Origin of the sequence: Citrobacter sp. Cpo142, assembly GCF_030332425.1 — a bacterium.
Lineage (GTDB): Bacteria > Pseudomonadota > Gammaproteobacteria > Enterobacterales > Enterobacteriaceae > Citrobacter > Citrobacter portucalensis.
On the sequence record NZ_JAOWHW010000017.1, the window covers coordinates 12,255 to 34,059 of the forward strand.

The following is a 21,805-nucleotide window of genomic DNA, read 5'->3' on the forward strand; positions in this document are numbered from 1 at the left end:
TTACAGCGCGCATGACACGCAGCCTTCTATTTCGGTGCCTTCCAGCGCCAACTGGCGTAGTCGGATGTAGTACAGGGATTTGATGCCCTTACGCCAGGCGTAAATCTGCGCTTTGTTGATATCGCGCGTGGTGGCGGTATCGGGGAAAAAGAGCGTCAGTGAAAGCCCCTGATCGACATGGCGTGTTGCTTCTGCGTAGGTATCAATGATTTTTTGTGGACCGATCTCATAGGCATCCTGATACAAGGCCAGATTCTCATTGGTCATAAACGGGGCAGGGTAGTAAACGCGCCCGGTTTTGCCCTCTTTGCGAATCTCCACTTTCGACACGATCGGGTGAATGCTTGACGTGGCATGATTGATGTAGGAGATAGAACCGGTGGGGGGAACCGCCTGTAAATTCTGGTTATAAATGCCGTAGCGCATCACATCTTCACGCAGCTGTGACCACATCTCGCGCGTCGGCAGCGTAATGCCGCTGGCGGCAAACAGCGTGCGAACCTTGTCGGTTTTTGGCTGCCAGTCGCCCTGCAGATACTGGTTAAAATATTCGCCGCTGGCGTAGCGCGACTGTTTGAATCCGGCAAAGGTTTGACCGCGCTCGCGGGCGATCTTCATTGACGTATTCAGCGCATGCCAGGTGATGGTGTAGAAATAGAGATTGGTGAAATCCAGCCCTTCCGGCGAACCGTAGGCGATCCCCTCCCGCGCCAGATACCCGTGCAGATTCATCTGCCCAAGACCAATTGCGTGCGACGCGCTGTTTCCGGTCTCAATCGAGGGCACGCTGCGGATATGGCTCATGTCCGAAACGGCGGTTAAGCCACGAACCGCCGTTTCCACCGTACGACCAAAGTCGGGTGAATCCATGGTATGGGCAATGTTTAACGAGCCGAGATTGCAGGAAATATCGTGCCCGGTCTGTGCGTAATTGAGATTTTCATCGTAGGTAGAGGCACTGTTAACCTGCAAAATCTCCGAGCACAGGTTGCTCATATTGATCCGACCGGCAATCGGATTGGCGCGATTCACCGTATCTTCAAACATGATGTAAGGATAGCCAGACTCAAACTGGATCTCGGCCAGCCGCTGGAAGAAATCGCGGGCGTTAATGAATTTTTTGCGCACACGTTCGTCGGCAACCAGTTCGTCATACCGCTCACTCACGGCGATATCACCGAACGGTTTGCCGTAAATCCGTTCCACGTCATACGGTGAGAACAGCGCCATTCGGGCATTTTCTTTCGCCAGTTGAAAGGTAACATCCGGGATCACCACGCCAAGCGAGAGCGTTTTGATGCGGATTTTCTCGTCGGCGTTTTCGCGCTTGGTATCGAGAAAACGTAAAATATCCGGATGGTGTGCGTGCAGATACACCGCCCCCGCACCCTGACGTGCCCCGAGTTGATTCGCATAAGAAAACGCATCTTCCAGCATTTTCATTACCGGTATCACCCCAGATGACTGGTTCTCAATGCGCTTTATGGGCGCTCCTGCCTCGCGCAGGTTGGAGAGTAAAAATGCCACACCGCCGCCGCGTTTGGAGAGCTGAAGTGCGGAGTTGACCGCCCGACCAATAGACTCCATGTTGTCTTCAATACGCAACAGGAAGCAGGAGACCAGCTCACCGCGTTGCTGTTTGCCGCAGTTTAAAAAGGTTGGTGTGGCGGGCTGAAAGCGCCCGGAAAGCATTTCATCGGTCAGCTGCATCGCGAGCGTTTCATCGCCCTGTGCCAGCGTGAGCGCCACCATTGTGACCCGATCCTCAAAGTCTTCGAGATAGCGCTTACCGTCGAACGTTTTCAGCGTATAGCTGGTGTAGAACTTCCATGCGCCGAGGAACGTCTGGAAACGGAATCCGCTGGCGTGGGCGTGGTTGAATAGCTTCAGCACGAACGCGCGATCGTAGCGGGCTAACACGCTGGCATCGTAATAGCCTTCATCCACCAACGTTTCCAGGCGCTCCTGCTGGCTGGCAAACGCCATCGAGTTTGGGCGGACGTGGGAGGCAAAGAAAGCCTCCACCGCCTGATGGTCTTTGTCGAACTGAATGCGCCCGGCTTTATCGTACAGATTCAGCATGGCGTTCAGGGCGTGATAATCCAGCGTTGGCTGCATTACACGTTCTGCGGTTGTCGTTGCCAAAATTCGCTCACTCCTTTTCGAACGTTGTCGATATCGCTTTGGGTGCCCATCAGCTCAAAGCGATAGAGCCACGGCACGCCGCATTTTTGTGAGATGACATCACCCGCGCGACCGTAGGCGTCACCGAAATTACGATTGCCGGAGGCGATCACTCCACGGATTAACGCCCGGTTGTGCGTATCGTTTAAAAAGCGGATCACCTGTCTTGGGACCGCGCCAGCAGTGCCGCCGCCGCCGTAGGACGGCACGATTAATAGGTAAGGTTCGTCTACCCGGATCCGCTCGCGTTCGTTAAGCGGAATGCGGATGGCAGGCAGCCCCAGACGCTGCATAAAGCGGTGCGTATTTTCGGAGCTGCTGGAGAAGTAGACGAGCTGACTCATGCGCTGGCCACACGGTGTTCCGGATGCAGACGGTTGATCATGTCCGGGCGAAACCCTGACCAACTGGTTTCACCCGCGACCACGACCGGTAGCTGGCGAAACCCCTGATCGCGCAGGCTATCAGCCAAATCGGGCTGTAAATCGACATTTACCATCTCAAAGTCAAACCCACGGCTTTCCATTGCCCGTTTGGTGGCGTGGCACTGAACACAGTTATTGCGAGTGTAAATAATAATGCGCATGATTCGTATTTCCATTTAAAAATAAAAGATCGGCGCGATAGAGAGCGTCGGGTTGTGTGTGTCCTGATAGGAAAGATACTAGATGTAGTTTTAAAAAGATTCAACCATACAAGATATGGGAATTTTAGATTGATGATGAGCAGGGTGATGAGCGTGGCGGGGGAAGGCTAACGGGTGATTATAAATTGCCCGATGGCGCTAAGCTTATCGGGCCTACGGGCTACAGGAGAGCACAACGTAGGCCGGATAAGGCATTATGCCGCCATCCGGCAGCGCAGAATCACATGCGCATCCCCACCGCCAGGCGGTTGAAGCAGTTCATCAGGCTAATGGCAAATGTCAGGTCGCTAATCTCTTTCGCGCTGAAATGGTCGAGCAGCGGCAGATAAACGTCATCTTCGGCGTGTGTAGTGGCAATTTGGGTGACCGATTCGGCCCACGCCAGCGCCGCACGTTCCTGCTCGCTGAAGTGGTGACTCACCCTCCAGCCTGCCAGAGCGTCCAGTTTGGCCTGCGCAACACCGGATTTGCGCAGTGCTTTACTGTGCATTTCCAGACAAAAGGCGCAGCCGTTGATTTGCGAGACCCGCAGGTAAATCAGTTCCGTCAACGTAGGTTCCAGCGCGCAGTTTTCCAGCGCCTGGCTTGCCTGAACCAGAGCGTTATAGATTTCGGGACTGAGTTCGTAATAGGGCTGGCGTAACATTGTCATGGTATTTCTCCTCGTTTGGATGACCCGCACTGTAGCACTATAATGGACTGCAACAGAGAGCCATATTGTTGCCAAAAAAGCAGACCATAAATGCCACGTTATCAGCAAATCGCCCGTCAGTTAAAAAACGCAATTGAGAAAGGTGAACTCAAGCCCGGTACCAGATTGCCCTCCAGCAGGACCTGGGCCCAGGAGCTGGGAGTATCACGCTCGACGGTGGAAAATGCCTATGCAGAGCTGGTGGCGCAGGGCTGGCTCGCGCGGCGTGGGCAGGCAGGAACGTTTGTCAGTGAGCAACTGCGACCAGAAAGGGCGCCTGCATCGCCTGCCATCTTCGCCGGAGAAAATCCCAGACCGCAACCTTTTCAGATGGGATTACCCGCACTCGATCTTTTTCCGCGTGAAGTCTGGGCACGGGTGATGGGACGGCGTTTACGCACCCAAACGCGTTTTGATCTGGCGGTGGGCGATGTATGTGGCGAAAGGGTGTTACGCCAGGCAATTGTTGATTACCTGCGCGTTTCACGCAGTATTGAATGCCAGCCAGAGCAGATTTTTATCACTTCAGGCTATGCGGCATCAATGACGTTAATCCTGCGCGCTCTGGCGCATCCCGGTGAGGGAATGTGGGTCGAAGATCCCGGTTTTCCGCTGATCCGGCCCGTGGTGGCTCAGGAACGCATTGAGTTGATGCCGGTAGCGGTGGATGCCGATGGTCTGGATGTCAGTGCCGGGATCCGCGACTACCCGCAGGCGCGTTTTGTACTGCTCACTCCCGCACATCAAAGCCCACTGGGGGTAGCACTGTCTTTGGACCGTCGCCACCAGTTGCTGGAGTGGGCGACTCGCGCGCAGGCGTGGGTAATCGAAGATGACTATGACAGTGAATTTCGTTACCACGGTAAGCCGTTGCCGCCGCTAAAAAGTCTGGATGCGCCCCAGCGGGTGATTTATGCCGGAACGTTCAGCAAATCGATGTTTCCGGCTTTGCGTACGGCATGGCTGGTGGTGCCCCCGACTCAGGTCGATTATTTTCGTCAGCAGGCGGCGCTAACGGCCTGTAGCGTTCCGGTTTTATGGCAGCAAATGCTGGCAGATTTTATGCAAGACGGCCACTTCTGGCGGCACTTAAAACGTATGCGCCAGCATTATGCTCAGCGACGACAATGGATGGAAAACGCCCTGACTGAACAAGGGTTTAGCGTCATTCCTCAGGAAGGTGGGATTCAACTGGTGATGAGTGTAGACGGAGATGATATTGCGCTGGTGCGCAAAGCGAATCAGGCCGGGTTAGCGGTTCAGGCGCTAAGCCGCTGGCGAATAACGTCAGAAGGAAAGGGTGGAATATTGCTGTCATTTACCAATATCAGCTCGGCGGAAATGGCGCAACAGGCGGCCTACCAACTGAGGTTGGCGCTGACATAAATCTGTACGGTTCTTAAGATATTCATCTCATCGTGTTCACTCGTTTATGGACTTTTCTGAAAGCGTTGTTAATGCTGAATCAGGTAAGGTAAGCCCGCAGTAAAAGATAACGAGGAAAATAATATGTATTTACGACCTGATGAGGTGGCGCGCGTACTTGAAAAAGTGGGCTTTACCGTTGATGTAGTGACGCAGAAAACGTACGGCTATCGGCGTGGCGAAAATTATGTGTATGTTAATCGTGAAGCTCGCATGGGGCGTACCGCATTAATTATCCATCCCACGTTGAAAGAGCGTAGCTCTTCGCTGGCGGAACCGGCAACGGATATTAAAACTTGCGATCATTACCAGCAATTCCCGCTGTATTTAGCCGGAGAGACTCATGAGCATTATGGTATTCCGCACGGCTTTAGCTCGCGTATTGCGCTTGAACGTTATCTGAGCGGGCTGTTTGGCGACGTTAATTCTAACTAATAACGCGACTGGCAGTGCCAGTCGCGAAGAAGCGTCAGGCTTTAGCCTGATGATAGCTGCTGACCTTAAACAAGCGGCGGCAATAATCAAGAAAGTAGCCATAGACAGCGCCCATCAGCATTGACACCACGATGTTCGAACTTACTGCAGCTGTAATCTGATGCCAGTCTGCGCCAACCGTCAGCAGAATAATCACATACACCGGCGACTGGAAGGTGACATAAGCCAGCACATCCGCCAGATTTTTTGCCCATCCTGCCTGCGTGGCTTTACGGGCCGCGCGCATGAACAAATCACGATACATGCCGTATGGCCACGCGATCAGTATGTTGACAGGGATAGCGACTAATCTGGAATACAGCGACTGTTCGAAGCTCATTCCAGAAAGGAATATTTCGATCAACATGTTCACGACAGAACAATAAACAACCATCGCGAACGTGTCTGCTACTGCATGACGCAAGCGTGACTGCGGAGAGAACATGTTAATGCTCCTTGTAAAAAGGGGAAAAAAGGTTTTGAATACCTTAACTGCTAGTGATTTGTCTTGCTGCTTTCGCGTTTTAATAGGATATCTGCCTGGATAATAACTAGCAACTAGCTGAAAATTTTTATTTATTGTCTTTTTGTCGATAAAATGCTCTGCAATGGTTTGTTTTTTGTTCGTTTTGGTATTTTCGTTGCTGTATTAATTAAAGTCTTTTTAGATCAAAGAGTTATTGTTGCTTGTTTTTCTGAATTTTTTGCGCTCCTTTTCTGAATGTTGACTGATGTGCAATATGTATACTCGTTGGTTCCACGAGATGCTGTGGCCTGTTTCTTAAGTGACGCGCTGAGATACCTTGCAGGTATATTCAAAGCTGCAATCAGAGTAATAGAATATATTGTCTGGGCGATAGCAGAATGGATGCTGATAAATATCAGAGTTGGCTATTTGTTTAATGATAAACGAATAAATTAGACTGGAAATATAATAATCAGTTGCATACAATATTTAGCGTAATACCGTTTTTATGTTTTACGTTAAAGAGGTTTTGTTAATATGAGTTCAATGTTAAAAAACTTAAATAATATCCGCTCGCTGCGTGCAATGGCTCGTGAATTTTCCGTTGATGTACTGGAAGATATGCTTGAAAAATTCAGGGTAGTGACCAAAGAACGGCGCGATGAAGAAGAACAGCTACAGCGCCAACGTGCAGAACAGCAGGCAAAAATTAATGCCTTGCTGGCGCAGATGCAGGCAGACGGGATCAGCCCGGAGGAGCTGCTGAGCATAACACCTGCGACGGCACGTTCAGTTAAAAAACGCCAACCGCGCCCGGCGAAATATCGTTTTATCGATCTCAATGGTGAAACGAAAACATGGACCGGACAAGGTCGCACACCGAAGCCAATTGCCCAGGCGCTGGCTGCCGGTAAATCTCTTGATGACTTTTTGATCTAATTGCGAAGGCGGTGAGGAGATCCTCACCGCTTATTTTCAGCAAACGCCGAAATCACCCTCTTCGGTATATCGCGTGACATCAGCTGCTTTCAGCGTGAATTTATCACCGCTTTCATTACTGGCTTGTACCGCCACAATTTGATCGTCATTGACTTCAACAACCTTCAGTTTTGGACCGCCCATACGCGGTTGAACCAGATCGCCAGGTTTAAACATATTGCTGCGCTCCTTTATTTATCATTTATCGCAGAACTCACCATAGATCACGTCAACCGGCGGGTACAGTGCTGTTTCAATGATTACCGCTTAATGAGTACGTCGGTTCCAGGGCATGATGTCCAGTAATCGCGCCATACCGCAAAAGCCGGTCATGCCAGCGAGAATCAGCCCGGCGCCTACAAAACCGCTCAGCAGGAAGAAGGCGCTGCTAACGCTATAGCCCAGAATAACGCCGAGTAGGGCAAGGCTGCCTGCGGCTATCTGCACCTGACGCATCAGCGGTAACGGTTGTGAACTGTCTTTTGCCACCGGCAAACCAGCGGCTTTCCAGCCCTCAATTCCACCTTCCAGCAACCAGACCTGCGCGGGCGCGGCAATGGCGTTCAGTTTTGTTGCCGCATTTTGAGTACGTTTGCCTGACTGGCAGTGAAAAATCACCTGCTCTGCGCGTAAATTCGCAGGCAGCGATCCCTGCTCAAGGGTAGGTAACGGCGCCAGATGTGCCTCAGGAATATGCTCGTGTAGATACTCATCAGCATCGCGGATATCAATCAGTTTTGCACCCTGCGCGACCAGTGTCTGCGCCTCGCGTGGGGAAATCATCCCAATAGTCATGATGGCTCCTTATGGGCAATACAGTGTTTTTAATGTGGCGATCAACGAATTCACAGCCGCATTTTTAATGGAGTAGAGGATGCGCTGAGCATCGCGCTGGCTTTCTATCAGACCTTCTTCACGCATACGCGCCAGATGCTGGGATGTGGCGGAAGGGCTAAGGCCGGTAACACGGGCTAATTCGCCCGCGCTGGTACCGGGTGAACCACAGAGCATGCACAAAATCAGCAACCGTTTCGGGTTACTCATCGCTTTTAGCAGGGCGGCAGCCTGTTCAGCGCTGGCCTGGAGTTGTTCAAGTTCAGTCATATGTATTTAAGCATAATCTAAATTAAGCACATTCTAAAATAAACAACCAGCGTACGCCAGTGTAAAGAGCGTAAAGGAGGGTAAAACAGCCGCGGAATGCTGGCAGAGTTGGGTAGAATGGCTACTCTTAGAGATAAAATCTCTTTTTAAACAATGATTAATTTTTTGCTTGTAGGGAGTGTGTATGGGTTTCTGGAGAATCGTTTTTACTATTATTCTGCCCCCGCTTGGCGTGCTGCTGGGGAAGGGATTCGGCTGGGCATTTATCCTCAATATCGTTCTGACGCTGCTGGGCTACATCCCAGGTTTGATCCATGCCTTCTGGATACAGACGCGTAACTAATTCCTTTCTACTACGGCGCTTTGGCGCCGTTTTCTTTGTGCCCCTTTCTCCTCTGCTACACTTTTGGGTGTTGATTGTTAATTACCGAGGTGGATATGGGACTCTTCAATTTTGTAAAAGATGCGGGTGAAAAACTGTGGGATGCGGTCACTGGAAACCATGACACAGCCGATCTGGCAAAAAAAGTGCAGGAACACCTGAACAAAACAGGCATCCCTGATGCGGATAAAGTGGATGTGCAAATTAACGAAGGCAAAGCCACTGTTTCTGGCGATGGATTAAGTCAGGAGGCGAAAGAAAAAATTCTGATCGCGATTGGTAATATCTCCGGTATTGCCAGTGTAGACGATCAGGTTAAAACCTCTGCGCCAGCGAGCGAAAGCCAGTTTTATACCGTGAAATCTGGGGATACCCTGAGTGCTATTGCCAAACAGGTTTACGGTAATGCCAACCTGTATAACCAGATATTTGAAGCGAATAAACCAATGCTGAAAAGCCCGGATAAAATCTATCCTGGGCAGGTATTACGTATTCCGGAACAGTAATGTGATTCAGGCTTATTGCGCCAGCAATTTGCCGGACATAGCCTGTTGAATAATCGGAATCGGCGTCAGCAAGTGCTGGCGCATTAATTCGCTGGCACGCGCGGCATCACGTGCCAGAATCGCTTCGGTTAGCGTCTTGTGCTGATCGTGTTTGTCTTCCAGCATTTCAACCGATAGTACCGTTTTACGCAGCCAGATAAACCGGTAGCGCGCCGCCAGAGAGAACAGCCGTTCACGCATTTGCAGCAGATATTGTGAACCACAGCCGGCGACAATCGCCGAGTGAAACGCCTGATGGCGTTGATCCCACTCGTCGAGCATCTGTTCGCTGGCGTCAATGGCTTCAAGCTTACTGAGCATATGTGCGCGCGCCAGAATTTCAGCTTCCCAGGCGTCGTCGCCGCGTTCAATGGCCAGTGCGACCAGCATGGCTTCCATATTGGCGCGGGCATCGAAAATATCGAGCAACTCCTGTTCTGACATCGGGGCGACACGATACCCTTTCTGATTAACCACCGTCACCAACCGCTCGGCAACTAACTGCGAAAGCGCTTCGCGTAGCGGTCCCACGCCAAGCTCATAGCGTGAGGTCAGCAGGCTCATACGCAGTTTTTCATCAGGCTGATACACACCGCGGATGATGTCGTTCTTCAGCCAGCGGTATCCATCAATGGCCGTCGGTTGGGGAATGGCGGTCATGGTCATACTCCTGAAAGGATTTCCCGGCCTGCGCCGGGAACAGGTTTAATGCGTATTTTGCAATGGTGCTTTTTGCCACGATAGCAGTTTTTTCCAGCGTGACATAATGGGCACGGTGCAAATAATTCCTATGGCTAACAACCCGGTAGAGATAACTTCCAGCTGTTGGGCCGGGCGAAACAGCATGACCACCAGCACAAAGATAATAAACGCGATGACCAGCCAGGTAAGCCACGGATAGAGCCACATTTTCAGTTTAATTTCACCGCCTCGCGCCAGCAGGATTTTGCGCATCCGCAGTTGAGAAACGGCAATGACCAGATAGACCAGCAGCGCGATGGCACCGGAACTGTCGATCAGGAATTTAAACACTTTGGCCGGGGCGTAATAGTTGACGATGACGGTGAGGAACGCGGCACCTGTCGACAGTAGCACCGCCACATAAGGCGTTTTGCTGCGGTTCGTTTTACCCATAAAGGCGGGGGCATCGCCACGGCGGCTCAGGGAGTAGAGCATGCGCGAGGATGTATACAGCGCGGAGTTAAGACAGCTGGTCACCGAAAGCAAAATGACGCAGTCCATGATCAATTTCGCGTGCGGGATATGCAGTAGCTCCAGTACCGAGCGGTAAGAACCCACTTCTTTCAGTCCCGGCATGTTCCACGGGATCAGCGCCACCACCACAAAAATAGAGCACAGATAGAAGATAGAGATACGCCAGATAACCGAGTTGGTGGCGCGAACGATATGTTTATCCGGGGTATCGGATTCGGCGGCGGCGATGGTAACTATCTCCGCACCCATAAAGGAGAACATGGTGATTAACATCGCGCTGATCACGGCGCCAAAACCGTTGGGCATAAAGCCACCCTGATCCCACAGGCGTGAAACTCCGCTAACCTCGGCATAAGGGTAGAAACCGCTAATCGCCGCCGCACCGAGGGTAATAAACGCCAGAATGGCAATCACTTTGCACAGCGCCAGCCAGAACTCGAACTCACCGTAATTTTTGACGCTCAGCAAATTACTGCCGGTTAACGCCAGCGTGATAACCAGAGAAAACAGCCAGATAGGAATGCCCGGTACCCAGGAGTGCAAAATGATGGCGGCGATATTCGCTTCCAGTGGGATAACTAACACCCAGAACCACCAGTATAGCCAGCCGATGGTATAACCTGCCCACGGCCCGATGGCCTTATCGGCGTAAGTGGAAAAAGAACCGGTATCTGGGGTAGCAACGGCCATTTCGGCCAGCATGCGCATAATCATCACCACCAGCAATCCGGCGAACAGATAGGCTAATAATACTGCGGGACCGGCTTCTGCAATCGCCACGCTTGAACCGACGAACAAACTTGCGCCGATTACCCCGGCAATAGACAGCATGGTGACGTGGCGTGATTTCAGCCCGCCCCCTAAATCATGTGATTGTGACACTTGCCCCATCTTTAAACCTCGTTATTGTTATTGACGTCGCTTCCTGCACCTTACCCGTAGGCCCGGTAAGCGTAGCGCCACCGGGCATCACAACATTGCCGGATGGCAGCGCTTGCGCTTTATCCGGCCTACAATTTCCCGTTTTTATTCGGGGGTTTAACCCTGTTTTGCCTCGGCAAAACACTGGGCGATAATGTCCAGCCCCTGGCGGATTTGCGCATCTTCAATGGTCAGCGGGACAAGAATGCGCAGCACGTTGTAGTAAGGTCCGCAGGAGAGCAGGATCAGCCCTTTATCGCGTGCACGCGCCACCACTTCCGCAGTCAGTTTGGCGTCTGGCTTCGTGTGATCGCCATCTTCGAACAGTTCGATAGCAATCATCGCGCCCAGCCCGCGTACGTCGCCAATCTCGCGGTGAGTTTCCGCGATAGCCAGCAGGCCTTCGCGCAGGGTTTGTCCCAGCTCGTTGGCTTTTTGCAGCAGATTTTCCTGTTCGAAAATGTTCAGTACTGCCAGTGCGGCGGCACAGGCAATTGGGTTACCGGCATAGGTACCGCCCAGACCACCCGGTGGGATTGCGTCCATGACTTCGGCGCGCCCGGTCACGCCTGCCAGCGGGAAGCCTCCGGCGATGGATTTGGCGAAGGTGGTGAGATCGGGCGCAACGCCCATCTGCTCCATGGCGAACAGCGTACCGGTGCGGCCCGCACCGCTCTGTACTTCATCGGCAATCAGCATGATCCCGTGTTCGTCACAAATGGCGCGCAGCCGTTGCATAAAGGAAGGAGAGGCCGCGTAAAAGCCGCCTTCGCCCTGAACGGGTTCAATCACGATGGCGGCGACGTCTTCTGGCGCGGCATCGTTTTTGAAAATGCGGTGAATGCTGGCGATAGCATCATCTTCACTGATGCCGTGCAGTGGGCAAGGATAAAGCGCGCGATACACGTGGCCCGGCATCAGCCCCATTCCGGCAGAGTATGGGTTCACTTTCCCTGTCAGTGACAAGGTGTAGTGGGTACGGCCGTGGTAAGCACCGCTGAAGGCGATCGTACCGGTGCGTTTGGTGGCGGCGCGGGCGATTTTCACCGCGTTTTCCACCGCTTCAGAACCGGTCGTCACCAGCAGGGTTTTCTTGGCAAAATCACCCGGCACTTTCTTATTCATGATTTCGCACAGCTCCAGGTACGGCTCATAGGCCAGCACCTGGAAACAGGTATGAGACAGCTTTTTCAACTGCGCTTCTACCGCAGAGACGATCTGCGGATGCAGGTGACCGGTGTTCAGCACCGCAATACCGCCAGCAAAGTCGAGGAATTCACGGCCTTCAACGTCCCAAACCCGACAGTTTTCTGCCCGCTCGGCAAAAATAGGGTGGATCTGTCCTACGCCACGGGGAACGGCGTTGCTACGACGTTGCATTAGTTCTTTGTTGGTGCTCATCAGGTATTCTCCAGTATTTATTTTATTAAAGGCCGATGCACATATATTTGATTTCTAAGTAATCTTCGATGCCGTATTTCGATCCTTCACGACCAAGACCGGAGGCTTTGATCCCACCAAACGGGGCGACTTCGTTGGAGATAATGCCGGTGTTAATCCCGACGATGCCGTACTCCAGCGCTTCGCCAACGCGGAAGACGCGGCTCAAATCACGGGCGTAGAAATAGGCGGCCAGACCAAACTCGGTGTCGTTGGCCTGAGCGATGACGTCAGCTTCGTCTTTAAAACGAAACAGCGGAGCCAGCGGGCCGAACGTTTCTTCTTTGGCGACCTTCGCGTTATCTGGCACATCCACCAGAATGGTGGGCTGGAAGAAGTTACCGCCGAGCGCGTGAGGTTTACCGCCCGCGATAATGCGTGCGCCTTTATCCAGAGCATCGGCGATGTGTTCCTGCACTTTGGCAACCGCTTTCTCGTCGATCAGCGGTCCGGTGGTGACGTCAGGTTGCAGACCATCGCCGAGATGCAGCTTGCTCACCGCCTGCTGGAGTTTTTCGGCAAAACGCTCATACACGCCGTCCTGCACGTACAGGCGATTGGCGCAGACGCAGGTTTGCCCGGCGTTACGGAACTTCGATGCCAGCGCACCTTCCACGGCTTTATCGAGATCGGCATCGTCAAAGACGATAAACGGCGCATTGCCGCCCAGCTCCAGCGATACCTTTTTGATGTCTTTGGCACACTGCTGCATTAACTGACGGCCAATTTCGGTTGAACCTGTAAATGACAGCTTGCGCACCAGCGGGTTGCCGGTCAGCTCGTTACCTACCGCGCTCGCAGAACCGGTCACCACGCTGAAAACGCCAGCCGGGATCCCGGCGCGATTAGCCAGTTCTGCCAGCGCCAGTGCGGAGTAGGGAGTCTGGCTGGCGGGTTTAAGCACCATCGTACAGCCTGCTGCCAGCGCCGGACCGGCTTTACGGGTGATCATCGCTGAGGGGAAGTTCCACGGCGTAATCGCGGCGGTAACGCCGATCGGCTGCTTGATGACGATCAGACGCTTATCGGCCTGATGACCAGGGATCGTATCGCCATAGATGCGTTTGCCCTCTTCGGCAAACCACTCAATAAATGAGGCGGCATAGGTGATTTCGCCTTTGGCCTCCGCCAGCGGTTTACCCTGTTCCAGGGTCATCAGGTGGGCGAGATCGTCCTGATGCTCAATCATCAGGTTGAACCAGCGGCGCAGGATATTGGCTCGCTCTTTGGCGGTCAGCGCACGCCAGGCCGGTAAGGCGCGGTTAGCGGCGTTAATCGCTTCGCGGGTTTCATCTGCCCCCATTTTAGGTACGCTACCCAATTGCTGACCGTTGGCGGGATTGGTTACCGCGATGGTCTCACCGCTGTTGGCGTCACGCCAGTTGCCGTCGATCAGTGCCTGCTGGCGAAATAAGGTTGGATCGTTAAGTTGCATGATTGCTTCCTGTCTTAATCGGTTTAACGGGTAAATGCGGCGTGTAATGTCTCCACGCTACGTGCCGCACGCAGCGTGCGTCCGGGATTACTCTGGTTCTCCAGCAGTGCATGAACTTTGCTGACAATATGTGCGCCGATAGGGATCGCCGACGTTGCCGCCGGAGAAGGGGCGTTACAGGTGTGAATTGAGCGTGGCGTGGTGACAAACAGAAAATCGTCGATAAGCTTGCCATCAGGTGATACCGCCTGTGCCCGTACGCCCGCAGGCCACGGTTGCAGATCCTTGAGCGTCAGGCTCGGGCAGTACTTTTGTACCAGCCGCAGATAACCGCTTTTGCACAGCGAATTCTTCATTTCACCAAGCCCTGAGCGCAGGTTGTTTTGCAGCACGCGGCGAATACCAGAAGAGCCGAGGATCTCCAGCGTATCGCTGAGCGAGAAGTCACGTTTACGGTAGCCTTCACGTTTAAATGCCAGTACCGCGTTGGGGCCGACGGTGACGCTGCCGTCAATCATCCGGGTCAGATGAACGCCGAGAAACGGCATCGCCGGATCGGGGATGGGGTAGATCAAATGGTTAACTATCTGATTATGTTCTGGCGCCAGGCGGAAATATTCGCCCCGGAACGGACAGATGATAAAGCCAGGTTCAACGCCGAGCATTTTTACCAGTCGGTCCGCCATCAGGCCAGAACAGCTAATCAGCGTCGCGCCTTCATATTCCTGGCCCTGACGGGTACGGACAATCACGCCCGCAGCATGCTCTTTCAGCGCGCTGACCTCGGCGTTGTAAATAATCTCCCCGCCTTTGGCCTGGAAAATCTTCGCCATCGCGGCGGTGACTTCGCGGTAGCTGACAATCCCGCTCGACGGGACAAAAATGCCGCCCAGTCCGGTGATATTGGGTTCACGCTCGCGAAGTTCCTGCGCATTCAGCCATTCGCGCTCCAGACCGTTAGCGGCGGTGCGATCCCAAAGCGCGCGCATGCGCTCCATTTCCAGAGTGGAGGTGGCAACCAGCATTTTTCCGCAGACGTCGTAGCGGATGCCGTTTTGGTCGCAAAAGGCTTTTGTGGCGCGATTTCCGGCCAGGCAAAACTGAGCCTTCAGGCTGCCGGGGGTGTAATAGACCCCGGCGTGAATGACGCCGCTGTTATGGCCCGTCTGGTGGCAGGCCGGGCCGGGCTCTTTTTCCAGTAGCGCGATTTTGGCGTCCGGATAGACATCAATCAATTGCATGGCGGTCGACATGCCGATAATGCCGCCGCCAATAATCACAAAATCATACATCCGCTTTTCCTTCGCGCTTACTGATGGGTCTGGTAGTGGTTTGTCGCGTACGCAAAATAACCACGCTGGCGCATCAGTTCGCGGCGCAAGTCCGGATGCGAAGTGAAACGATCGCGCCCGTGCAGCCAGAACAGGTTGTTGATCAGCAGGAATTTACCTACTGAAACCGGAACGGAAATAATGCTCTTGCTGGTTTCCAGCGCATCGGACAGGTCACTCAGCCAGACGCCTTCTTCATAGTCTTTTGGCTGGACGAACTGGTCGATGTAGCGCATTACCGGGCGGCCCTGCTGGTCAACGTCAAATACCGGATGGAACACTTCCTGACTGACGTTTTTGCTTGGCGGTGCGGCAAAGCGCATGGCGCGACGCGCCAGAGGATGGGTAAAGTACTGCTCCAGATGCTCCCAGTCGTCGAGGTGCAGTAGCAGCGAGTTACCGCCGGTCATGTTCTGCTCGTCGATCTTCATCATCAGCACGTAATCGGTGATTTCCTCGAGGTAGGTTCCGTCGTTGTGCAATTCCATCACTCGGTGAGGCTGGCGCAGATAGCTGTCTGAGTTATCGACGTTTTTCACCACAAAACGAGCGTAATATTGACCGCTCATCGCATCAAAATTAGAGCGTCCGATGAGGTGCGCTACCGCCGTTGCCAGCTTGACCATCTCTTCCGCCTGCGCCACGTCGTCTACGCCAACGGCATTGATTAGCAGTGCGCCTTCGGCACGATCGAGCAGGGTTTTCAGCAGCAGGGGCTGTAACTGATTGCCGCACAGGTCGTCGAGGATTTTGCCCACTTTGAAGCGCAAGAAGGATTTGTATTCCAGCGCCTGAACCGGCCACTGCGCAACGGCCTGCAGAAATTGCTCAGTGGTCTCAGCAGAAAAAGTCAGCTCCAGCAGGCGTGGGGATTGGGCTGACGGTTTCAGCGTGAAACCGCTGTAGTGCTGGGCTGGATCTTCAGCGTTCGGTTTTACGGCAGTCAGTGCGTTCATCAAATCGTTCCTCTCAGTAGATTGTCAGGGAGATATGGCGCAGCTCGTTTCGTAGCCATAAATTAAAAATATCTACATTTTTGAAAAACGCGCACAGAATGAGCTTGTTTGTTTATTATTTGTGATCAAAGGCAACAATTATTTAACATTACGAATGGTGAGGATTTAGGGGCTGGTTGGATACAGAGTGGCTATTTCAGGGGTGAAAACCCCTGATTTTAAAGAGGAAGATAAGGTGTATTAGTGTTCCAGGGCGATGGCGCAGACGTGATCCACATGGGTCAGATCGTGGTATAAGTCGGGCAAGGTCATCTTTTGACGAATTACGATTTTGAGATTGACCTCAATTTTGCCCTTCTTGATATCCCTGATCGTGATGTTTTCGATAATGTTTTTCTGTTGATGAATGCGGGTTATCAGACTTTCGAGAGCGTCTCGTTCATCAAGAATAACCCGCACTTTAACTTTTCCGGGAAACTGGTTTCTGGTCTGTAAGAAAATAATGAATGGGCTTAGTTTGATCGCTAATAAAAATAAAGCCGTGGCAAAAACTGCATGAAAATAAAATCCGGCTCCGCAGGTGATTCCCACCCCTGCAGATGCCCAGACAATTGCTGCAGTAGTGAGCCCAGAGATAGCATCGTCGTGTCGGTGCAGAATGACTCCCGCACCGAGAAAACCAACGCCGCTGATAATCTGAGCCGCCAGGCGCATAGGATCGCTACGGATATTCATCGAAATTTCAGCATAGTATTCAGCAGATTGTATTGATACGACAGTTAACACACAGCTGGCTACGGATAAAATAACGCAGGTTTTGAAGCCGACCGGTTTCCCTTTCGATTCTCTTTCCAGGCCAATAATGCCACCCAGAATAAATGCAATGCTGATTTTGATGATCGTAGTTAAAGGCAACAATCCTTGCTCATTGATGATGGCGGCCAGATTATTCATGCAATTACCTTAATGAGAGAGTCTTTAACGATCAGGAGTTTGCTTTTTTCAATGTGAGGTCCGTTTTGCGTTTCGAAATATCGTCCCGGAAGAAAATCAGGAAGAATACGCTGACCACTGCGGCAACGCCTGCTGAAACTAGCCAGAATGTCTCCCATTGTGGTAACGCCTCTGGACCTTGTTCCGTCACGGTGTTGTTAAAGATTTGCCCGCATACGGTGGAGGCAAATAGCAGACCAACGCCGTTGGAGACGATAAATCGCAGGCTTTGGGCTTGTGCTTTAATCTCTGGCGCTGCTTTACGGTCAACATAAATGTCGCCCACGGTAAAGAAAAAGTCCCAGCAGAACCCTTGTAACATCAGGCCGATCAGCACAAACATCATGTTGGCATCCAGCGAGGCATTAGCAAATAATAGTGTGCGGATAATCCAGCAAACTGCGCCTAACATCAGTGTGATTTTGAAGCCAGCTTTTAGTAAGAAGAACGACAGCAGGAACATGAAAATGACTTCACAGGCGATGCCAACCTGCATCATTGAGGCGGCGTTATCGAATCCAAGCGCTTTTAAAAAAACCGGGATATAGGCGGAATAAGCCGTTTTGGGGATCATCAGGACAAAAATACTGAGCATCAAAACCGAGAAACTGCGGTCTTTGAAAAGCGCCAGAGCATCCAGACACAACAGATCGCGAAGCGTAAACACGCTTCCTTTTGCTTTCGGTGGGGTATTTGGCAACGTAAAACAGTACAGGCCGAGAACGACACCGGAAGCCGACGCAATATACCAGGTGATGGTATTTCCAGAATAACCCATTTCACCAATGATAAAGCCGATGACCATAAAGCCAAATGTGCCGAATACACGAATAAATGGGAAGTATTTTACCCCGTTAATGTGGCTGAAACTGATACTGTTCGCCAGCGCAGTTGTAGGATAAAACAGCAGACCAACAAGGAAAATCATGGTTAACGTCATACCTGTGTTTTGTGCCTCAATAAATTGCGGAACAAACAACAGTACACCAGCATTAATTAAATGCAGGATCGCCATGACTTTTTGTGACGAAAAAAAGCGGTCGGCGACCATGCCAATAAATAGCGGGGAAAGAATAGTCGCCAGGCCAAGCAAAGCATAGGATGAGCCAATAATTGTCGCCATACCATAGGTGCTCAATACCAGCCCCATGGTCATATTCCAGGCACCCTGCATGAAATATTGTATGAACATCATAATCAACAGGCGTGGTGTTTTATTAAGGTCCATATTGAATATCCTTATTGGTTGATGCTCAGGTTAAACCCGTCCCAGGCGACAAGAATGTTTTCTTTATCGCATGCCGCAACGAGATCGTCGTGCAGCAGACCTCCGCTGTGTGAAATATGCGAGACGATAAGTTGGCTATTTTTCTCAAGGCAACCGAGTTCCGCAAGCCTATCTCTGGCGGCGAAGACGGTTTCCAGGCTCATGTGGTTATTCGTACGATTATCACCATTAAAACCGTAGGTGCATTCCAGGACAGCCAGATCGATTTTTTTCCCTTTCAGCCACTGCCATGTGAGCTCAGGAAACCAGCCTGAATCATGTCCGTAGAAAATTGACTGGCCTTCTTTTTCGATAAACCAGGTATAACAAAGCTCCCACTTGGCATGGTTAGCCAGCAGCGGAGTGATGCGGTATCCGCGAGTTTCAACGGTCACGAAGGGAACCAGGCAATGAAAAGCAAATCTTTCAGCGCTGTAGCCTGGCAGCACTTCAGCGGCACCGTTAATTGCACGGTCGTTACCAAAAATGTGCAGTGGATGAGTAATTTCGAATCCATACCCTTCCATCCGGCTAAAAAGATCGCCGACGTTGAAATGATCGGGATGAGTATGTGTGAACAATAGCGATCTGATCTCTGTTGCGTCCAGGCCATCTCGCAGCAGTTGTTGGCTGAATTCAGGTGCCACGTCAATTAGCAGTTCATCGTCGATAATCGCTGAAGAGTGTGTGCGCAAGTCTTTGCCTTTACGAATGCGGGCTTGCTGGCAGTGCTCACAACGGCAAAAAGGATTGGGGATCCCTTCAGATGCAGCGGTTCCCAGAAAATGAATCTTCATGTTTCCCTCTTAATGACAAATGCAATTGTTGTTTTTTTAGGCGTTAATGCAATAAAACGTAATTGGAACGTGTCAATTATGATTCCGGCGTTTTATATGAACAACGATCTTTTGCTTCAGAAGTGATCATCTTCAAATATTATAAAATTTATACTTATATTTCATTATGTTAATGTTTTTATGTTATGAAGGGAGTCTATCAATAGCGTCAGTCTTTTATGATGACATGTTTATAAAATGCACTTTTTAATATTGTAACGTTCAAATTTAAGTGCTGAAGATAGTTTCCTAATGAGCGTCGTGCTAGCATCAAAGCATTAGGGGAAGGATGTAAAAATGCCAACTATCAAAGACATAGCAAGAATTGCCGGTGTGTCGCATGGGACTGTCTCGAATGTGCTCAATGGCAGAGGGAACGTAAGCGTCGAGAAGATTGAAGCGGTTCAACGTGCAGCCCGAGAAGTTGGCTATCAGTTGAATGCGCAGGCGCAATCGTTAAGAGCCAGCAAAAGTCAGGGAGTGGCATTGATTCTGCCTGACATCAATGCCGAACAGTACTTTCAACTCTATCGGGGATTGCATCAGGTTTGGCAGCCTTCATTAAGCGAACCAATTGATCTTTACCTGACCAACGATCTGCCCAATCTTGAGCTGGAGATTCTGCAAACGCTGGCGGCAAAGTCTTACCAGGCAGTTGTCTCGGTCAGTTGCCTGAATGACAGTCAGCCCTATTACGACTTGCTCAGGCTCTCCCCAGAAAATATTCTGTTTGCATATCGCCAGCCTGTCGGCGCAGTTTGTTATTTTAGTCTTGACTATGTGACTGCAGGCGAAGAAATAGCGAGGAGGGCGCTGGCGCAGCAGCCGGGCCATATTGGTATTTTCTGCGAACGTCTGGAATTTTCTCATAGCGCGAGCTTTACTCAGGCGATACAGGAAACCTGCCGGGAATTAAGTCCGCATACGAAGCTAACGATTTTACCTGCACATGCCAGTGAAGCTAACACCGTCGCTTTTGACTTTTTTCGCGGGGCAATTCCCGATCTGTTTATTGTCCAGGACTCTGAGAGAACGCGAGCACTGACGCAAGCAGCCTGGTTTGGAAGCTCCCAGTCCTGCCCGCCGATATTGCAACTGAGTGATAATCTCCCTGCATCCTTCGACGGGATCACAAGCTACCAGATGGATTATGGTCGCTTGGGGACAACTATTGCCTCCAGTATTCGCCTGCCCAAAAGTAAAGAAAAGCATCGTATTCTGACGAATTGCGGTTTTTCCTGGAATGGTCAGTACGTGCCGCCGCCTGAAACAGAGGCGACGCTGAATATGTTAATTTTACCGAGTCCTTCGACTGATGCGTTGAAGAAACTGTTACCCCACTTTTATCGCCAGACCGGTATTAAGGTTAATCTGGCGGTTTATCCCTATGATGAAGTTTTTGAAATCCTCTCCCATCTTCATCTACATCCTTATTACGATTTACTGCGAATCGATATGGCGTGTTTTCCCTGGTTTGCAGAGAAAGTATTATTGCCGCTGGAATCCGTCTCTTCTGAGCTTCCGTTGCTGTTGGAAAATTTCTCTGAGCAAATTCAACACCACTTCAGCATGGTGAATGGGACGGCATGGGCAATACCCTTCGATGCCAGTATGCAGCTTCTGTTTTATCGACGAGATCTGTTTGAAGACGCGACGATTAAACGGATGTTTTATGAAGCAACGGGAAAAGAGTTAACGCTGCCAGAAAGCTTTGCGCAATTTGATGAGATAGCGGCTTTCTTTAGTCAAATACATCAGCCAGAAAACAGGCAGCGCCCGATGGGAACAGCGGTGACGCTGGGAAGCTCGGGGCTTATTGCTACCGAGTATCTGCTGCGTTACTACGCACTCGGTGGGCGTTTGGTGCGTGAAGGCGAGCCGGTACAACTCGAGCCTTCACTTGCCGCAACTGCACTCGAACAATATCTACAACAGCTTTCTATCGCCGTGAATTTGCCCGGTGAGTGGTGGAGTGACGCGGTAAAACAGTTTGAGCGTGGAAATCTTGCCATGCTGATCATGTATCTCAATTTGTTTAACGATGTGGCGCATACGGCCATAGCGCCCACTATTGGCTATGCTCCCGTTCCGGGGCAACTTCCACAATTGGGGGGCGGTTCCATTGGAATGTCCCGCTACAGTAAAAAGAAAAAACAGGTTGAGCAGTTCTTTCATTGGCTTTATTCCGATGAAATTGCGCGCCATCTGGTTTTGCTGGGAGGAAATAGCGCCTGGTCTGGAATATGTCACGATCAAAACGTTCTCAATCTCTACCCGTGGTTTAATTTATTGAATGAAAAAGGCATGACGGGAATAAGGGAGTCTGAGGGAAGTAAAGGTGAACCTTTCAACCTGCGGCAGGCAGAGATTATCATCGGGCAAGGTGTGACGAATGCAATTAACGGCATTATGGATGTCACTCAGGCCGTGGAATATATCAATGCGCGAATAAGAAACGAAACGGGTGCCTGAAAATAGGCAGCGGCTTGCCTCTTACTGATGATGTAAGAGGCAAG

23 protein-coding genes are annotated in these 21,805 nt (G+C 51.3%); 6 read left to right on the top strand and 17 right to left on the bottom strand.

The annotated features are described in order from the left end of the window. The 4 genes from nrdE to OGY18_RS00185 all read right to left on the bottom strand — a co-directional run bounded on the left by nrdE (position 1) and on the right by OGY18_RS00185 (position 3,482). Positions 1-2,145 (bottom strand): class 1b ribonucleoside-diphosphate reductase subunit alpha, encoded by a 2,145-nt coding sequence (gene nrdE / locus OGY18_RS00170; RefSeq protein ID WP_193134568.1) that lies wholly within the window; start codon positions 2,143-2,145, stop codon positions 1-3. Beyond that, positions 2,118-2,528 carry a class Ib ribonucleoside-diphosphate reductase assembly flavoprotein NrdI gene (nrdI, locus tag OGY18_RS00175; protein ID WP_149385112.1) on the bottom strand — a complete coding sequence of 137 codons (411 nt, stop codon included), beginning with the start codon at positions 2,526-2,528 and terminating at the stop codon, positions 2,118-2,120. Before nrdI ends, nrdE begins: the two co-directional genes overlap by 28 nt. Further along, entirely contained in the window at positions 2,525-2,770 is a 246-nt protein-coding gene (gene nrdH / locus OGY18_RS00180) for a glutaredoxin-like protein NrdH (RefSeq protein WP_048236625.1), read from the bottom strand. Before nrdH ends, nrdI begins: the two co-directional genes overlap by 4 nt. 280 nt (positions 2,771-3,050) lie before the next feature. Then, positions 3,051-3,482 (bottom strand): carboxymuconolactone decarboxylase family protein, encoded by a 432-nt coding sequence (locus tag OGY18_RS00185; protein WP_003825991.1) that lies wholly within the window; start codon positions 3,480-3,482, stop codon positions 3,051-3,053. 90 nt (positions 3,483-3,572) lie between these two features. Between OGY18_RS00185 and pdxR the strand changes: the two genes are divergently transcribed. Together pdxR and OGY18_RS00195 are read left to right on the top strand one after the other, a co-directional pair. Continuing rightward, positions 3,573-4,907 (top strand): MocR-like pyridoxine biosynthesis transcription factor PdxR, encoded by a 1,335-nt coding sequence (gene pdxR, locus OGY18_RS00190; protein WP_286551156.1) that lies wholly within the window; start codon positions 3,573-3,575, stop codon positions 4,905-4,907. A 123-nt stretch (positions 4,908-5,030) separates the two neighbouring features. Next, positions 5,031-5,381, top strand: a complete 351-nt coding sequence (locus tag OGY18_RS00195; RefSeq protein WP_003037262.1) for a DUF2002 family protein — start codon at positions 5,031-5,033, stop codon at positions 5,379-5,381. Between the two features lie 34 nt (positions 5,382-5,415). Here OGY18_RS00195 and alaE read toward each other — a convergent pair whose 3' ends face one another. Next, positions 5,416-5,865: an L-alanine exporter AlaE gene (gene alaE, locus OGY18_RS00200; RefSeq protein ID WP_003037259.1), complete on the bottom strand. Its 450-nt coding sequence runs from the start codon at positions 5,863-5,865 to the stop codon at positions 5,416-5,418. A 558-nt stretch (positions 5,866-6,423) separates the two neighbouring features. On the opposite strand from alaE, the gene stpA reads away from it, so the two are divergent. After that, a complete protein-coding gene (gene stpA, locus OGY18_RS00205) occupies positions 6,424-6,825 on the top strand; it encodes a DNA-binding protein StpA (RefSeq protein ID WP_008785604.1) in 402 nt (133 codons plus the stop codon). Positions 6,826-6,861: 36 nt separating this feature from the next. On the opposite strand, the gene OGY18_RS00210 is transcribed toward stpA, so the two are convergent. From OGY18_RS00210 to OGY18_RS00220, 3 genes are all read right to left on the bottom strand, one after another. Beyond that, complete coding sequence (locus tag OGY18_RS00210) at positions 6,862-7,041, bottom strand: GDFGVC terminal motif YodC-like protein (protein ID WP_003825999.1); 180 nt, start codon at positions 7,039-7,041, stop codon at positions 6,862-6,864. Positions 7,042-7,131: 90 nt separating this feature from the next. Continuing rightward, complete coding sequence (locus OGY18_RS00215; RefSeq protein WP_286551158.1) at positions 7,132-7,659, bottom strand: rhodanese family protein; 528 nt, start codon at positions 7,657-7,659, stop codon at positions 7,132-7,134. A gap of 9 nt (positions 7,660-7,668) precedes the next feature. Beyond that, entirely contained in the window at positions 7,669-7,968 is a 300-nt protein-coding gene (locus OGY18_RS00220) for an ArsR/SmtB family transcription factor (RefSeq protein WP_003037247.1), read from the bottom strand. Positions 7,969-8,152: 184 nt separating this feature from the next. Between OGY18_RS00220 and OGY18_RS00225 the strand changes: the two genes are divergently transcribed. Further along, positions 8,153-8,311 carry a YqaE/Pmp3 family membrane protein gene (locus tag OGY18_RS00225; protein ID WP_003037242.1) on the top strand — a complete coding sequence of 53 codons (159 nt, stop codon included), beginning with the start codon at positions 8,153-8,155 and terminating at the stop codon, positions 8,309-8,311. A gap of 95 nt (positions 8,312-8,406) precedes the next feature. Next, positions 8,407-8,856, top strand: coding sequence for a peptidoglycan-binding protein LysM (gene lysM / locus OGY18_RS00230; RefSeq protein ID WP_003037241.1), 450 nt, complete (start codon positions 8,407-8,409; stop codon positions 8,854-8,856). Positions 8,857-8,868: 12 nt separating this feature from the next. Here lysM and csiR read toward each other — a convergent pair whose 3' ends face one another. From csiR to OGY18_RS00275, 9 genes are all read right to left on the bottom strand, one after another. Further along, on the bottom strand, positions 8,869-9,555 hold the full coding sequence (gene csiR / locus OGY18_RS00235) for a DNA-binding transcriptional regulator CsiR (protein WP_123268097.1): 687 nt from the start codon (positions 9,553-9,555) through the stop codon (positions 8,869-8,871). Positions 9,556-9,600: 45 nt separating this feature from the next. Then, positions 9,601-11,001, bottom strand: a complete 1,401-nt coding sequence (gene gabP, locus OGY18_RS00240) for a GABA permease (RefSeq protein WP_048225221.1) — start codon at positions 10,999-11,001, stop codon at positions 9,601-9,603. Positions 11,002-11,148: 147 nt separating this feature from the next. Next, complete coding sequence (gabT, locus tag OGY18_RS00245) at positions 11,149-12,432, bottom strand: 4-aminobutyrate--2-oxoglutarate transaminase (RefSeq protein ID WP_079938787.1); 1,284 nt, start codon at positions 12,430-12,432, stop codon at positions 11,149-11,151. Between the two features lie 25 nt (positions 12,433-12,457). After that, a complete protein-coding gene (gene gabD, locus OGY18_RS00250; protein ID WP_286551163.1) occupies positions 12,458-13,906 on the bottom strand; it encodes an NADP-dependent succinate-semialdehyde dehydrogenase in 1,449 nt (482 codons plus the stop codon). 23 nt (positions 13,907-13,929) lie between these two features. Then, positions 13,930-15,198, bottom strand: coding sequence for an L-2-hydroxyglutarate dehydrogenase (gene lhgD, locus OGY18_RS00255; protein ID WP_286551165.1), 1,269 nt, complete (start codon positions 15,196-15,198; stop codon positions 13,930-13,932). Positions 15,199-15,215: 17 nt separating this feature from the next. After that, the gene (gene glaH, locus OGY18_RS00260; protein ID WP_003826020.1) at positions 15,216-16,193 is read right to left on the bottom strand and encodes a glutarate dioxygenase GlaH; all 978 of its coding nucleotides are present in this window, start codon (positions 16,191-16,193) and stop codon (positions 15,216-15,218) included. A 240-nt stretch (positions 16,194-16,433) separates the two neighbouring features. Then, positions 16,434-17,147, bottom strand: a complete 714-nt coding sequence (locus OGY18_RS00265; RefSeq protein ID WP_123268103.1) for an MgtC/SapB family protein — start codon at positions 17,145-17,147, stop codon at positions 16,434-16,436. Positions 17,148-17,178: 31 nt separating this feature from the next. Continuing rightward, positions 17,179-18,414 (bottom strand): MFS transporter, encoded by a 1,236-nt coding sequence (locus tag OGY18_RS00270; RefSeq protein ID WP_043017297.1) that lies wholly within the window; start codon positions 18,412-18,414, stop codon positions 17,179-17,181. A gap of 11 nt (positions 18,415-18,425) precedes the next feature. Beyond that, complete coding sequence (locus OGY18_RS00275; RefSeq protein WP_286551166.1) at positions 18,426-19,250, bottom strand: MBL fold metallo-hydrolase; 825 nt, start codon at positions 19,248-19,250, stop codon at positions 18,426-18,428. A 336-nt stretch (positions 19,251-19,586) separates the two neighbouring features. Here OGY18_RS00275 and OGY18_RS00280 point away from each other — a divergent pair, with 336 nt between their 5' ends. Continuing rightward, positions 19,587-21,761 (top strand): extracellular solute-binding protein, encoded by a 2,175-nt coding sequence (locus tag OGY18_RS00280; protein WP_149281771.1) that lies wholly within the window; start codon positions 19,587-19,589, stop codon positions 21,759-21,761. The last annotated feature ends 44 nt before the right edge of the window (positions 21,762-21,805 follow it).